This window comes from Vibrio sp. (assembly GCF_050299255.1).
GTDB lineage: Bacteria > Pseudomonadota > Gammaproteobacteria > Enterobacterales > Vibrionaceae > Vibrio.
This window is the reverse complement of sequence record NZ_JBNKVP010000082.1, coordinates 1-14,678: the sequence shown is the minus strand read 5'-3', so window position 1 is coordinate 14,678 and position 14,678 is coordinate 1. Positions and strand designations below refer to the sequence as shown.

General features: G+C 47.3%; 10 protein-coding genes and 1 tRNA gene. 7 read left to right on the top strand and 4 right to left on the bottom strand.

Annotation, left to right across the window (positions count from 1 at the left end; translation table 11 throughout):
• Nucleotides 1-154: 154 nt before the first annotated feature.
• Together amrB and amrA are read left to right on the top strand one after the other, a co-directional pair.
• Complete coding sequence (gene amrB / locus ACQY6F_RS16105; RefSeq protein ID WP_428775856.1) at nt 155-958, top strand: AmmeMemoRadiSam system protein B; 804 nt, start codon at nt 155-157, stop codon at nt 956-958.
• The gene (amrA, locus tag ACQY6F_RS16100; protein WP_428775854.1) at nt 936-1,514 is read left to right on the top strand and encodes an AmmeMemoRadiSam system protein A; all 579 of its coding nucleotides are present in this window, start codon (nt 936-938) and stop codon (nt 1,512-1,514) included. The genes amrB and amrA overlap by 23 nt, the downstream gene beginning before the upstream one ends.
• A 25-nt stretch (nt 1,515-1,539) precedes the next feature.
• Here amrA and ACQY6F_RS16095 read toward each other — a convergent pair whose 3' ends face one another.
• From ACQY6F_RS16095 to ACQY6F_RS16085, 3 genes are all read right to left on the bottom strand, one after another.
• Nucleotides 1,540-1,848, bottom strand: a complete 309-nt coding sequence (locus tag ACQY6F_RS16095) for a c-type cytochrome (RefSeq protein WP_428775852.1) — start codon at nt 1,846-1,848, stop codon at nt 1,540-1,542.
• Nucleotides 1,849-1,932: 84 nt separating this feature from the next.
• Entirely contained in the window at nt 1,933-2,940 is a 1,008-nt protein-coding gene (gene ltaE / locus ACQY6F_RS16090; RefSeq protein ID WP_428775851.1) for a low-specificity L-threonine aldolase, read from the bottom strand.
• A 9-nt stretch (nt 2,941-2,949) separates the two neighbouring features.
• Nucleotides 2,950-3,480 (bottom strand): NUDIX hydrolase, encoded by a 531-nt coding sequence (locus ACQY6F_RS16085; RefSeq protein ID WP_428775849.1) that lies wholly within the window; start codon nt 3,478-3,480, stop codon nt 2,950-2,952.
• Between the two features lie 270 nt (nt 3,481-3,750).
• On the opposite strand from ACQY6F_RS16085, the gene ACQY6F_RS16080 reads away from it, so the two are divergent.
• From ACQY6F_RS16080 to exaC, 5 genes are all read left to right on the top strand, one after another.
• Nucleotides 3,751-5,403, top strand: a complete 1,653-nt coding sequence (locus tag ACQY6F_RS16080) for an ATPase RavA domain-containing protein (RefSeq protein WP_428775847.1) — start codon at nt 3,751-3,753, stop codon at nt 5,401-5,403.
• Between the two features lie 9 nt (nt 5,404-5,412).
• Entirely contained in the window at nt 5,413-6,858 is a 1,446-nt protein-coding gene (gene viaA, locus ACQY6F_RS16075) for an ATPase RavA stimulator ViaA (protein ID WP_428775845.1), read from the top strand.
• Between the two features lie 156 nt (nt 6,859-7,014).
• Nucleotides 7,015-7,088 (top strand) — tRNA-Cys (locus tag ACQY6F_RS16070).
• A 189-nt stretch (nt 7,089-7,277) separates the two neighbouring features.
• Nucleotides 7,278-11,933 carry a hypothetical protein gene (locus ACQY6F_RS16065; protein ID WP_428775844.1) on the top strand — a complete coding sequence of 1,552 codons (4,656 nt, stop codon included), beginning with the start codon at nt 7,278-7,280 and terminating at the stop codon, nt 11,931-11,933.
• A 346-nt stretch (nt 11,934-12,279) separates the two neighbouring features.
• Complete coding sequence (gene exaC / locus ACQY6F_RS16060) at nt 12,280-13,779, top strand: acetaldehyde dehydrogenase ExaC (protein WP_428775842.1); 1,500 nt, start codon at nt 12,280-12,282, stop codon at nt 13,777-13,779.
• A 113-nt stretch (nt 13,780-13,892) separates the two neighbouring features.
• Here the strand turns inward: exaC and ACQY6F_RS16055 are convergent.
• Nucleotides 13,893-14,678 (bottom strand): LysR family transcriptional regulator (locus tag ACQY6F_RS16055; protein WP_428775840.1); only part of this gene is annotated, 786 nt, incomplete at its 5' end.

Here is a 14,678-nt window from a genome sequence, read left to right as displayed (position 1 = left end):
CATTTGCGAGGACAGACATCGCAACAGACCCGACCATCTTCTAGCTTGTGCCAGTAACGGGTCGGGAAATATTCAGGAGGCGCGGCTTGCATAGTGAAATAGCCCTCTGATGACCTAAACTAAGTTTAGTAGATGCAAAGCGTAAAGGTGGCATATGAAATACCGAGAAGCCGCGGTAGCCGGACGCTTTTATCCCGGTGAAGCCATAGTGCTCAGACAACAAATGGCTGAGTATTTTGCAGGGCAACCTGTCTGGTCGATGGTGCCTAAAGCTTTGGTCGTTCCTCATGCCGGTTATTTTTTCTCCGGCGAGGTGGCTGCTAAAGCTTACAGTTTAATGGCCAACGCTGAACGTTCTTTTTCACGCGTTGTGTTGCTTGGTCCAAGTCACCACGTTGCCCTTGAAGGGTGCGCTGTGCCGGCTAGTGATGTTTTTATTACTCCGATGGGGGAAGTAGAGCTAGACAGACAATGGGTCGACACACTGCTGGCTCAAGAGCTGGTGCTTGAATCGGAGCAGGCGCATCACTGGGAACACTCGTTGGAAGTACAGCTGCCGTTTTTACAATATTGTCTCGACGATTTTACGCTGTTGCCATTGGTTGTCGGACGATGCAAACCAGACGTTATCAAGCAGGTTTTAGCGTTAGTGGCACAACAGCCAGACACGCTGATTGTCGTAAGCAGTGATCTTAGCCATTACCATCCTTATTCGGATGCCAATGTCATTGATGCTAATACCATTGCAAATGTGCTGGATTATGGAACCGCCATTCAGCCAGAACAGGCCTGTGGTTGCTTTGCCCTAAATGGACTGCTGAATTATGCCAAGGGACAACACTGGAAGATCAAATGTGTTAGCCATACAAACTCGGGAGACGTCATGGCTCAACATGAACACAGGTCTCCTTCAAATTCGGAGGAGGTAGTCGGATATGCCAGTTTCGTCTTGTACTGAGTTGAGTAAAAATGCCCGTAAGACACTGTTGAATTTGGTATGGCAGGTGATTGAGCAGGCGTTGGAAGGAAAGGGACTGCAGTTTCCGGCAGCCCCCGAAAGCGATGAACTTTTGCAGCCGGCAGCCTGTTTTGTCACTCTGCATTATGAGGGCAAGTTACGCGGGTGTATCGGTTCATTGGAGGCGAATGAACCATTGTGGCTGTGTGCCTGCAGAAATGCTTATGCCAGTGCTTTTGAAGACAGCCGTTTTTATCCGCTGACGCAAGACGAATGGGGAGGACTTTCGCTGAATATTTCGATTTTGTCTCCCCTCACTCCAATCGAAAATAAGGGGGAGCTTGCGCTCAAAGAGCGACTCAAATCCGGAGAAGATGGCTTGCTTTTAGAAGACGACCATCACCGTGCCGTGTTTCTTCCGTCGGTATGGGAAACATTAACGACACCCGAACGTTTTATCGAAGCATTAAAAGCAAAAGGCGGATGGCCGACCGGATACTGGAGTGATGATATTGCGATTCATCTATTCACTACCGAGGTAGTCAGTAGTGAATGAGTAACACCATTACAGCCAGCATGAATTACTGGCTGGCAAAAAATGACGCAACGTCACGCAAATCTTCGTCGTTCAGGTTTTTTAACTGGCCTTTCATCATCTCGCCGTAAGCTCCAGGACGCTCTCCATTTTTGTAAGCTTTCATCGACTGATATAGGTATTGGGCGTTCTGACCTTTCAGGTTGGGGTAGGCAGGGTTGGTGGCTTCGCCATTACGACCGTGGCAAAACACACAACTAGGGGCTTTCATCTGGCCCAGCTCTGGGTCACCGAATTGTTCCGCAGAAGCTGAGAAACTGGTGATCGCCACAGCTAACAACAGTAAACGTCGCATAATTTATCCCGAATCATTAACTGTCTGCAGAATAAAGCTTCCCCCAGGGGGAAGCTCAAGGTGGTCAGATCAACTTTTTGGTCGTTAACCAAGCAGTTGCGTTAACCGTGTGATTAGCACGTTTACATCCTGTTCGGAAACGTCTTTGTGTGTCACGAAACGTACCGGATTACCAGGAGTGAAAATAATATTTTCTTTGGCCAGGGTAGAGGCAATTTCCTCAATATTGATCGATTCGTCCAATTTCGCGAAGACAATATTGGTTTGTACCCAGTCTGGATTAACGGAAAAACCGGGTAACTGCGCCAGACCCTGTGCCAGCATTTTGGCATTGGCATGGTCGGTAGCCAGTTGATTAACTTGTTCTGTTAGAGCCAATTTGCCGGCAACTGCCAGGATACCGGCCTGGCGCATACCGCCGCCGACCATTTTACGTAACCGGCGCGCCTTGGCGATGTACGCTTTGCTACCAAGTAACAAAGAACCAACCGGTGCAGCTAGCCCTTTTGACAGGCACACTGTCATCGAATCGAAGTGTTGGCTGATCGCTTTGACATCGACGTTGAGCGCGGTTGCGGCATTATAGACCCGGGCGCCATCCAGGTGCAGTGACAACCCGTGTTTGTCGACGAACTGACGTGCCTGGGCCAGATAGTCTAAAGGCAGCACTTTACCATTAATGGTATTTTCCAGGCTGAGCAGTCGGGTACGGGCAAAGTGGCAATCATCCGGCTTAATGGCCGCTTCCAGTTTGGCAAAGTCTATTGTGCCGTCCGGGTTGTTTTCAACGGGCTGTGGCTGAATAGAACCCAGTACAGCAGCACCACCAGCTTCATATTTGTAGTTGTGCGCCTGTTGGCCACACAGATACTCATCGCCCCGTTCGCAGTGGGCCATCAGGCCAAGCAAATTGGCTTGTGTACCAGAAGTGGTAAACAGAGCCGCTTCAAAACCATGGCGTTCTGCTGCCCACTGTTCGAGCTCATTAACACTTGGGTCGTCGCCATAAACATCGTCGCCGACAGGAGCATTTGCCATCGCTGTACGCATCGCTTCGGTAGGTTTGGTTACGGTATCTGATCTAAAATCCATGACGGTCTCCTAAATGTGTCCGCATAATTTCGCTTTGCTCAGGCAAGCGATGGTTTTGGCGTCGGTAATTTCGCCGGAGATAATTTTTGTTTCAATGTCTGCCATCGTTAAAGTAACCACTTCTATCACTTCGTCTTCATCGCACTGGTACTGATCATTTTTGGCCAGCCCGGACGCGACAAACAGGTGCTGAATTTCATCGCAAAATCCCGCCATAGGGGTAACCTGACCAAGTGGTACGAATGTGTTGGCCGCAAAGCCTGTTTCTTCAATCAGTTCACGCTTGGCACATTGTAAAGGGGTTTCATCGGCCTCTATTGTGCCGGCGGGCAGTTCAAGCAGCCATTTATTCAGCGACGGACGAAATTGTTGGATTAAGACGATTTCACCTTCGGCAGTCACGGGCAGAATGACAGCCGCGCCAGGGTGGACAATCGTTGTATGTTGAATCATTTTGCCATTCGGTAACGCGACAGGTGTTTCTATCAATGCGATGCGTTTCCAGCGGTGAATGGTTTTGCTGGGATTTATATTGCTCATCCATCAATTCTTCTTGGGCTTCATGCAGTTGTGTAACCTTACCCAGATCTTTATTCGAATGAAAGACAACAAATGAAATCGATCAGTTTTCAATAAACACAAAAAGTGACAAGCATCTCAATAGTGCAAACATTGTTTGCGCCTGACTTCTCATAAAACGGGTTTGCTATAAAGCCTAGTTCTAATACTAAAGATTACTTGTAACAGAATAATAACAAATGTATAAAAATATAGTAATAACTGTCTTGCTACGCTCAAAGGAATGCTTTCATGATAAGTCCGACAAATTCTTCCCACGCGAGTCAGGCACTGCTGTCAGAACGAATTAACAAATTGGCCAGCGCACTGTGCGATGGCGTATATGAGCGTGAAGAAACCATCAAGTTATGTCTGCTTGCGGCGTTGGCTGGGGAAAGTGTTTTTCTGTTGGGGCCTCCAGGTATAGCAAAAAGTCTGATTGCCAAAAGACTGATCCAAGCCTTTGACCAGTCTTCCTATTTCGAATATCTGATGACACGCTTTTCCACCCCCGAAGAAGTTTTCGGTCCACTAAGTATTCAGGAACTGAAAGACAACGGCCGCTACCTGCGTTTGACCGAAGGTTACTTGCCGACCGCACAGGTGGTGTTTCTGGATGAAATCTGGAAAGCGGGTCCTGCCATTCTGAACACTCTGCTTACCGTCGTGAATGAGAAAACATTTAAAAACGGCAGTGAGATCGAAAAAGTGCCAATGCGTTTGCTGGTCACGGCATCCAATGAATTACCAGATGAGGACAGCGGCCTGGAAGCCCTGTATGACCGTATGTTGGTGCGGGTGTTCGTGAACCGAATCCAGAACAAACAAAATTTCAAATCGATGCTGACGGTGGGAACACCTCAGGAAGCGAAGATCCCCGACGGACTGGCCATTACTCACGAAGAGTATTACCAGTGGCAAGGGCAACTGGATCAATTGGCACTGACAGACAGCGTGTTTGAGAAGCTGTTCTCGTTAAAGAGCATGCTGGAACAGAATGCCAAAGAGCGGGGTCTGGACGATGAAATGTATGTCTCCGATCGCCGTTGGAAAAAAGCGGTCAAATTACTTAAAGCCAGTGCCTTTTTTAATGGTCGTGATGCGATCAATCCGCTTGACCTGTTGCTGCTTCAGGACTGCCTGTGGAACAGCCCGGAATCACGTGAACTGGTGCGTGAAACCATCCAGAGATTTGCATTGGAACAAGCGTTTGAGCAGCAGGATGTGGATCAGCAGATCACCCTGTGTCGGGAAGAAATTGCCGATATTCAGGAAGAGTTGGAAAACGAATTTGCCATCGTATTATCCACCGAATCCACTACTGGTCTGCTGAAAAAACAGGTCAACCACTACGATATTAGCTCGGCCAAAGCCTATCAGGTAGGTTCTGCCCAAGGTTTAGTCAAACTGGTTCTGCTGCAAAGTAATATGTCTGTTTCTGAAGGTGAGAAGGGTGACAGCCGTTGGGTCTACCTGCCGAAGGCCGATCTGGAGCGGATCATCAAAGAAGGCCAGGGCGAAGCGTATGGCTATGTGAACCAGAACACTAATTTGTGTCGGTTGCGTTTCGATGTGGATGCGAACAACTACCTGATTATTAAAGATATTGCCAATCGGGGTGTGCTGGTGGCACTGGTCAGCCAGGATGGGCTTGATCAGCAGCAGTACCAAGCATGGTTAACCAAAGCAGAACAGGCAATGGCAATGCTAGAAGGGGCTGAGCATAAATTACGTAAAGCGCGGTCCGATTTCCATGGTGCGTTGCCACACGGCTTTATAGAGCCAGAAATGCCGCGGATGATGGAAGCCGGATTACAGCAGTTACAGCAAAGCCTGGCGGCCACTACGACCGAAACTGAGCGCAGTGTTATGCGTATTAAACATCTCGAACAGTATTTTTCCTGAGGAGACGCTATGTTAGGTGCCGACGCTCTCAATATTGCTCTTTCTGTTGCCGACTCTGGTTTAATCGACAGTGCGGTCAATGACCTGCTGGCCCGCTCACAGTTGATGGTGATGACGGAAAACCGAGGCGTGAAAACCTCAGTAAAAAACCATCTGGCGAAATGGCGAGGCCGGGTTAAAAAGCGTATGACCCGCGTATGCGAAACCGAACGTTTCCAACAGGAGATCGGTCTGTACCAGGAAGTTATTCACTGGGATGAAGCAGAGTTTTTCGAGAAGATCCATCAGGTTGTGCAGAAAATGGAGTGGCATTCGGCGTTCTATTTGCAAGCAAGACGCCTGCTTGAGCGCAATAAAGGCGTCAATAACCCGATGTTCCCACACTATTTCTGCGATCAGTGGTATCAGAGCTTACTCAATGCCATTAAACAGGCACAGCTGACCGAGTTGGAAGCCAACAAAGAGCGTCTGCTTCAGGACATGTATCAACGCATGGAAACCATGAAGAACATGGATAAAGTCACTGAGTCGGGTGATGAAGCCAGTGTTGGCCGACTGTGGGACATGGCCGCCGCCAAATTGAGCAAATCGGATGTGACGACGATGAAACGTCACGCGGAGTTTCTTAAAAAACACAAAGGGTTACAGGAAATCGCTCAGCAGCTTGGTCGCATGGCCGGGGAAGTTAACGATCCTGAGTTGAACCGGGCACCGGCAGAAACGCCGCAGATGGTCGAGGAGCAGTCCGATGAAGCGACCGATGATATTGTCGGCATTCATGAAAGTGACGATCTCAACAAACTGCTGCCAAACGAAACCATGTTTCTTGCCTACCCAGAGCTCGAAGTTATTTTCTACAAGCACCTGGTCGACAAGCGGTTGTTAAACTACCGGATGCAGGGCAAGTCGAGAACACTGCGCAAAGTCAGAGCACATCAACCCGACCACAAGCAACTAGACGTCGAGAAAGGCCCGTTTATTGTTTGTGTGGATGCATCCGGTTCCATGAGTGGGTTTCCGGAACAGTGCGCGAAGGCGATGGCTTACGCTTTAATGCAAATTGCGTTGGCAGAAGATCGTGATTGTTACGTGATGCTGTTCTCCACCGAGCAGATCACCTATGAGCTTAGCCGTCAGGACGGCTTGCGTGAAGCCAGTGACTTTTTAAGTTACAGCTTTCACGGCGGGACTGATTTAGAGCCGGTGCTGTTCAAATCCATTGACCTGATGCAATCAGATAAATACCGCAATGCCGATATGGTGGTGTTATCTGACTTTATCGCACCAGCGCAGAGTGATGAACTGATCGCTAAAGTGAAGCAGCTCAAACAGAGGAAAAATCGTTTCCATGCGGTGAGCTTGTCAAAATATGGTAATCCTGAGCTTATGGCGATGTTTGATCACTGCTGGCATTATCATCCTAATCTGGTCGGACGCTTAATGCGGAAGTGGTAATCTGGTTGTTGAATCACCAGTAGTGGCGAGGCTTTGATCAGGTTGCGCTAAATTTCTGCAATTAAACGAAAATTGAAGAAATTTGTTTGACTCCTTTTGCAGAATCATTAAAGTAGCACCCGCATCAGGCGACGAGATAAGTCGCTGACACTCAGAGGCGCGTTGGCAGAGTGGCTATGCAGCGGATTGCAAATCCGTGGACCTCGGTTCGACTCCGGGACGCGCCTCCATTTTCTTCTCTATTTTCTTTTCTTTTTTCTAAACTAGTTACTCCAACCCCAAGTTAAACTGAAGCACCTCTTAGGCTTATCGCTTACTCTCGCTCTGTACAGTCCCTTACATTCTCAGACAGAAACACGACAGCTTAGTGGCATCAATCTCCCTATCATGCTAGCCCTGTATAAATATTAGGTAATTGCATGATGTTATTAGCACATGGTCGTTCGCTTATCCTGACCGGGTTAATAGTGATGAGCCCGGGGTATGCCCAGGCATTTGTAGGGAAAACCTTTGATCCCACCCTGGCCTTTCCTCGAAAAGGGGGCTACAAGTGTACACCTGCAAGCGGGGAGAACGTTCCTGTCGTCGGCGATGCGCAGGGAAAAGAGCTGTTGAGTAGGCTGTTGCCTCACTTACAAACTGAATATCAGTCGCCAGAGGACTTCAAGCTAGAGCGAACGGTACGAGGACGCGATAGTTTCCATTTGGTTTATAACCTGCAACAAGATGGAATTCCTATCGATGATCAGGAGCTGACTCTATCTGTAGACTCAGAATGTAACCTGTTCCGTTACCAGTCTTTCATTGCCAAAACAAAGTTTGAAAAGGTGGCTGAAGGTAATGGCAGCCGCATAGATAGTGAGCAGGCCGCATTGCAATTGCTTAAAGGCCACATAGAGAAAAAAGGTACCAAGGTGTACCAGACTCTGAACTATCTGGAAGAGCGGTTTTTTGACCTAAAATACAAGCTCAGGCTGGACGCTGAGAACGCCACTGCGCGAAAAATATATTTGGTTGGCAAGAATAATGAGTTGGTGCTCAATTATCTGGTCAATCTTCCTATCGGCTATCCACAAGGAAGTGTTGAATTTTTAATCGACAGCCGACCTCAGGAGGTTGTCGAAGTAGAACTTGGCAAATCTAACGCCAATTTTCGTAGGGCAAACCATCATAGCTATGCGATGAGCGAAGACCGAATACCATTCGAGTTACTACGTCGGCAGGAACTGAAATTTGATGATTATGGCGACGATCCAAAAAAAGTGCTGGGCGATACGTATACCACTAATTTTTGGTCCAAAGCGTCAGAGAAGCTGACTACGCTAACACTTGACTACAATGTGGCGTATCCTATCTACACCAATTTTGCTCAATTTTTCAATAGCAAACCATTTGATTGGCCCTGGTTTGAAGGAAATGATTTTGGCAAATTCTTGTCCGATAAGCCTGAATGGACTCACTTTCAGACCAAAGCTATCTTAAATAATCTGGCTACTATAGATAAATCAATTAACTATATAGACAGCTTGGGCTATACCGGTTTTGGCGAGTACAAAGTGGGATTAGTGCTCGCCAAAAACTCAAGATCCGAACAAGACGACAAAACCAACTTGTACATGCATATTTTCGATATGGTCTCGCTCGGTAGTCGTTGTGATAATGACCTGTTTGACCGAAGTGTGGCCTATCATGAGGTGGGACATGCTATTCATGAGAGGTTAAGAGTGAAATCCTCGCCTGTCGTCGATAAGATTCCGGCAGCAATCAGCGAGGCAATTGCTGACTATTGGGCGGGGGTCTGGCTAAGTCGCGATCCCAAGTGGAATGGTGAGATTAGCGCTTATGGCGCTTGGGCTTGTCCCGAAATTGCCCATGACGTACGTGACCTAATTCCGGTCAAATATGACTACTTTGAAGGGTTCGAACAGGGAATTACCAGAAAACACAGTGACGTGATGGGCCCTAGAGGCAAAGTTCCAACCGAAGAACTTTTGGCAGCTCCATTATTGGCTGCGCGCAATAAAATGTTTTATAACAACGACCTAAATAATAACGGTGACTTACAGACGCGTTATCGTGGCGTTGATACGGCACCAGGCGCTGCACTTGCCGATCAAATCGTTCTGGAAGCGTTAGCAGGGCTGGATAACCGCCAGGATTATCGTCATGTAGCGGTCGCAATCGTATCCAGTGCGATGAGATTAATGCCGGACGACAACACCGCAGCTAACATCTATTTGACCGAATTCTATAACGCAAACTTGTTACCGCGTGCGATTGATCCTGGTAGTCAGGTCGCCTTTGTTGAACCGGATACCGGTGTTGCCACTGTAAGAATAAAAAATAAATGGCGTGACTATGATACAAAAGTGACCGCTAAGTTCGCTTCTAGCCAAGGCGATCCAGTAGCGACAACTATAGAGGGTGGCAAGCAAGTAACCGAGCAGTTGCAATTCAACAAACCAGGGCAGTGTTTTACTACCATCGATGCGAATCTGCGGCTGGCTCGTATAGTTGAAGACAGTGAATTTACTGCTGAAGATCGCGACTTTGCCTTTAAATTAGTGTCAGGACAGGAAGTTAGAAGCATCAAAGCTAAACCGGTTGGCGAACCAAGTACGGGGCTTTGGAATGTTGATTTCGATAGCGAGTTTGTTGCTAATGACAATACTCTGTCGGTTGTTGCTATTGAAAGTCCAATAAAAGTGACTCGCGCACGTATGTTTTTAAGTTCTGATACAAGTCAGAGTATTGATTTGACACTTTTGGCCCATCCGGAAAGAAGCTTAAGTTACTGGTATCAGTTACCAAAAACAGTCTCGCTAAGCAAAGGCAAATGGATCGTTGAACTTCAAGGAAATAAAGCCACTGAGGTGGTATTTAAGCAGGCGGAATGTGTCGCGCCATTTACTATTGTCGGTAAACCTGAAGCGAATGAAGAAACAACCTTGTCTTGGCAGGCAATGCGTGGACTCATCGCATTGCCAGATATTAGCTGGGCGATTAAGGATATGCCAGAAAGCGACTTTGTCGGCACAACCTATAACACTACCTTGCCGAATTTTGCCAAAGATACCAGTTTGACTGTCACCGCCCGTATGACCAGACAGGGAATAACCCGGACAGAGAGTAAGTCAGTTCTGGTTAAAGCCGATAACGATCCTGCGAAATTTAAGTTGGTTGTAGCCGGTGAAGTAGACGAAGAGCAAACCATCACCGCCAGTATCAGCGAATTAAGCGATCCAGATAGTACCAAACATACCTATCTCTGGACTGTAGATGGTCAGACACTTAGCAACAACACTGCAACGATTAACTGGAAAACCCCTCAGGTGAAAGAAGATCGTAAAGTGGTGATTAAGGCAACGGTGATTGATGCTGAAGATCAGAGTAGTCAAAGCAGCCAGAATGCGTCATTTGTTATTAAGCAGGTCAACCAGCCGCCGGTAGTTTCCTTGGGTACTCATAGCGTACGTCAAGGAGGAACACTGTCGATAGTACCGTCGATCAGCGATAGCGATACCGAAGTCAGTAAGTTAACTAAGAAGTGGTTGGTACACACCGACAGTGGTGTAAAAGAATTTACTGGCGCTAGTCTGAGCTTCCCGGTTGATAAAGATTACCCGGGTAAGAGTATTAAAGTGACGTTAACCGTTTCGGATGGTGATAAATCGACAACCGCAAGCTCTGTGGTACCGGTAATAGAAGTAAACCGTAGACCAAGCATTGAGATTGTTGGTAAAACGACCGCCGCGGCGGAAGAGCTCGTTATAGTTAAGGCACAACTAACCGATGAAAATCCTGACGCAGTGAAACTGAAATGGGTTGTACAGGGTAACAACGTTGGTTGGAAGCCAGTTGGCGTAAAAGGTGACGCTATTGAGGTGGGTATCGGACGTCAATCGGAACCAGGTCAGGCTTTGATTAAACTTGTTGCGATAGACGGCGATTTTAAGGTCGAGAAAACGCATACCATAAACTGGCCGGGCTATTCGACGTCGAAGCCGGTGCTAAAGATCAAAGCCCCGAAGACATTCGATTACACGACTCAGCAGTTTTTTGATATTAGTTTCGAAGCCTCTGACCCGGACAGCTGGCCTAAGCCTGTGAAAGTGACCTGGCAACAGCTAGATGGCAAAGATCTGAACGTTAAACCACAAAATGAAAAAACAATTACTGTCATGCCACAAGAGAAGTACGCAGGACAGACGGTGAGGTTTAAGTTTGTTGCAACCGATGGTGCCACTACCACAGAACAAATTGTTAGTGTTAAATTGAATGCAATCCCCGGACCGATCATCAAGATCAGTGAGTTCACAGATGTAGTGAAAGAAGGGGAGAAAATCATTGTTGATGCTAGCCAAACTAAAAACTCGTTGGAAGGAAAACCTGTGTTTTATAACTGGAAAGTGATTGGCATGGCAGACACCGACGCCATTGACGCTTTCCGTGATAGCAAACTGGTATTTACCGCCCCTGAAGTGGCCAACGATACTGAACTGAAAATAGAACTGACTGCTTCGTATTATAAGTACGCAAGTAAGAAAATACTGACTGTTAAGGTGAAAGATACCGGTTCGGTGCAAAAGCCAGAAAGCAAGCAGATGAAAATCAAGCTTGAGAAAAAAGCGGGTGCTCAGTTTGAGATCGATGCCGCTCAGTTAACCGATTTAGACCAAGCGCGCAAATATAAGTACCAATGGCGTCAGACCAAAGGCGACTCAGTTACCTGGATTGAACAGAATGGTCGCGTAGCGAAAATTGCACTGACAGATGAGACTAGTACACCCAAATTAGGCTTTACACTGGACTTGACGACCGAAGGGGTTGGCGTACGCAGCTATACCACTGAGGTGGCAGTCAGCCGGATAGAGACAACGGTTGTTCCGCCAGATACAGGAGATACTACTGGAGGAGCTGATAACGGTGACAGTACGGGGGACAAATTACCGAAACCGAAACCAGCTAATACAGGTGGTGGTGGCGGTGGTAGTGCCAACTGGTGGTTGCTACTGGCGTTAGCAATGGTTTGGGGTGTTCGAACCAGTCGCCGCAAGAAATTGCCATTAATTTAGTTTGGAGCGCAGCTTTTTAGCTGCGCTTTTTTGTGTCCAATCGGGCTGGTTGCGTTGCCTGCATCCCGATGTAATAGCGCGACTAAAGTTGTTGACGAGAAGACTTTAAAATCCTGTTTTCGTTTGATTTGTCACTTGAACTGGGAAATGTGGTGCAATCATAAGCGGATTGTCCTGGTTATGTAACGAACTAATTATTAGAACTATCAGTTTGTAAGAGTTGACGACACTTTAGCGACACAACAATACAACCCCAAGCACTGCTGTTCTGTATTGTATCAATAGCTGGCTATGAACATCAGTTCGTAGTTAAAACATATAGTTATAATAGTTATAGGACATACAGATGCTGTACGAGCAACCAAAATTTCAGGCACAATATGGTAACTTTATTGGTGGTCAGTGGCTGGCCCCGGCTAAAGGGGAATACTTTGACAATCACTCACCGGTAGACGGTTCTGTCATTTGTCGTATCCCTCGCTCAAGCGAAGTTGATATCGAGTCAGCACTTGATGCAGCGCATGCGGCGCGGGCTGCCTGGGCTGCAACGAGCGTTACCGAACGTGCTAATGTTTTGCTTAAAATTGCTGATGTGATTGAGCAAAACCTACAGGAGCTAGCGTTGGTAGAAACCTGGGAAAATGGTAAGCCGATTCGCGAAACATTGGCGGCGGATCTGCCGCTGGTCGTCGACCATTTCCGTTATTTTGCCGGTTGTATCCGCGCTCAAGAGGGAAGCGCCGCTGAGCTGGATAGCAATACAGCAAGTTATCATTTCCCGGAACCTGTTGGTGTAGTGGGACAGATTATTCCGTGGAACTTCCCGCTGTTGATGGCGGCCTGGAAATTGGCTCCTGCACTCGCGGCAGGCTGCTGTGTGGTGATGAAACCGGCAGAGCAGACTCCGGTTTCGATTCTGGTGCTGATGGAAAAAATCGGCCATCTGATCCCTGCTGGTGTAGTCAATGTTGTTAATGGCTATGGTGCAGAAGCGGGTCAGGCTCTGGCCACCAGTGAGCGAATTGCCAAGCTTGCGTTTACTGGTTCAACCAAGGTCGGGCAGCATATTCTGGAGTGTGCCGCTAAGAACATGATTCCTTCCACAGTCGAACTTGGTGGCAAATCTCCGAATATCTATTTCCCGGATATTTTTGATTTTGAAGACGAATACCTGGATAAATGTATTGAAGGCACACTGCTCGCTTTCTTCAACCAGGGTGAAGTTTGTACTTGTCCATCACGTGTATTGGTCCACGAGTCTGTGTATGAAAAATTTGTCGAACGTATTAAAGCGCGCGCGGCGACCATTAAGCAGGGCAGCCCACTGGACACTGATGCTCAAGTCGGCGCGCAGGCGTCGAAAGAGCAGTTTGATAAGATCATGAGCTACATTAACATTGGTCGTGAAGAGGGCGCGGAAGTTCTGTTTGGTGGCGAAGCACACCAGCAGGAAGGTGAGCTGTCAAATGGACATTACGTCAAACCGACCATGCTCGCCGGCCACAATAAGATGCGTGTATTCCAGGAAGAGATTTTTGGCCCGGTGATTGCGATCACCACGTTTAAAGATGAAGCTGAAGCTCTGGCAATTGCCAATGACACCCAATATGGTCTTGGTGCCGGGGTGTGGACACGTGATACAAATCTGGCTTATCGAATGGGCCGAAATATTGAAGCTGGTCGAGTGTGGATTAACTGCTACCATGCCTATCCTGCTCATGCTGCTTTCGGCGGCTACAAGAAATCCGGTATTGGGCGTGAAACGCACAAAATGATGCTGGATCATTACCAAAATACTAAGAACTTGCTGGTAAGTTACGATATTAATCCGCTGGGTTTTTTCTAGCTTTTCAGACTGAAAAATTACATTAAGTAAGATTTACTAACAACGTCGAGCAAAAAGGCCAAACTCAAAGGTTTGGCCTTTTTTTACAGTACCAAGTAGCAATCGGTGTGGGATTAACCAAGCTTTTGCCGGCTATTTCCTCCGGTAGTAAATCCCGTAACCCGTTGGTACAGTTTTAACCAATATTCGATGATTAGATTATTGATATTAGAACGCTTGATGATCATCTTGTATTCAATCTCATTGACCATTTCGGGGTGGCGTAAAGCTCTCATCCTGCCTGCCGCGACAAATTGCTGGGCGTAAAATTGTGGTAAAAACCCAATATAACAACCGCTTAGAATTAGAAAAGCGGTGCTCTCTCGGTCTGCTGAACTGGCGCTGATATTGAAATTATTCCAGTCAACATTCTGAGTAGCAGAAGATTTTACCGCGGGTTGCTGGTAAATCTCTTCTAAGGTTATTGCTTCGCCGTGATGGAACAATGGATGCCCTTCTGCGCAATACAACAATTCTGATTCATGATAGAGCGGATAGTACTCCAGGCAGGGGCTGGATTTTTCCAACTGAACTACACCGATGTCGTACTTATTGTTGATCACGTCAATCTCGATTTCCTGTGAAGGTTTCATCTGAAGGTTAACTTTGATGCCAGGAATCTTTTGTCTAAGCAGGGTGATCATGTTGGTAATGATCATCTGTTCATGGGTGACAAAGTTATCGGTAATACCAATATTGATTTCACCGGTGATTTTTGTGTGTAACAGGTTGACGTTACTGGAAAAGTTACTCATCGCACTGAACAGTTCCTGAACGTACTGATAAAACCGTTCCCCCTCCCGCGTAAGCGAAAAACCGGCCCGGCCGCGGTTACACAGGTGTAACCCGGTGCGCGTTTC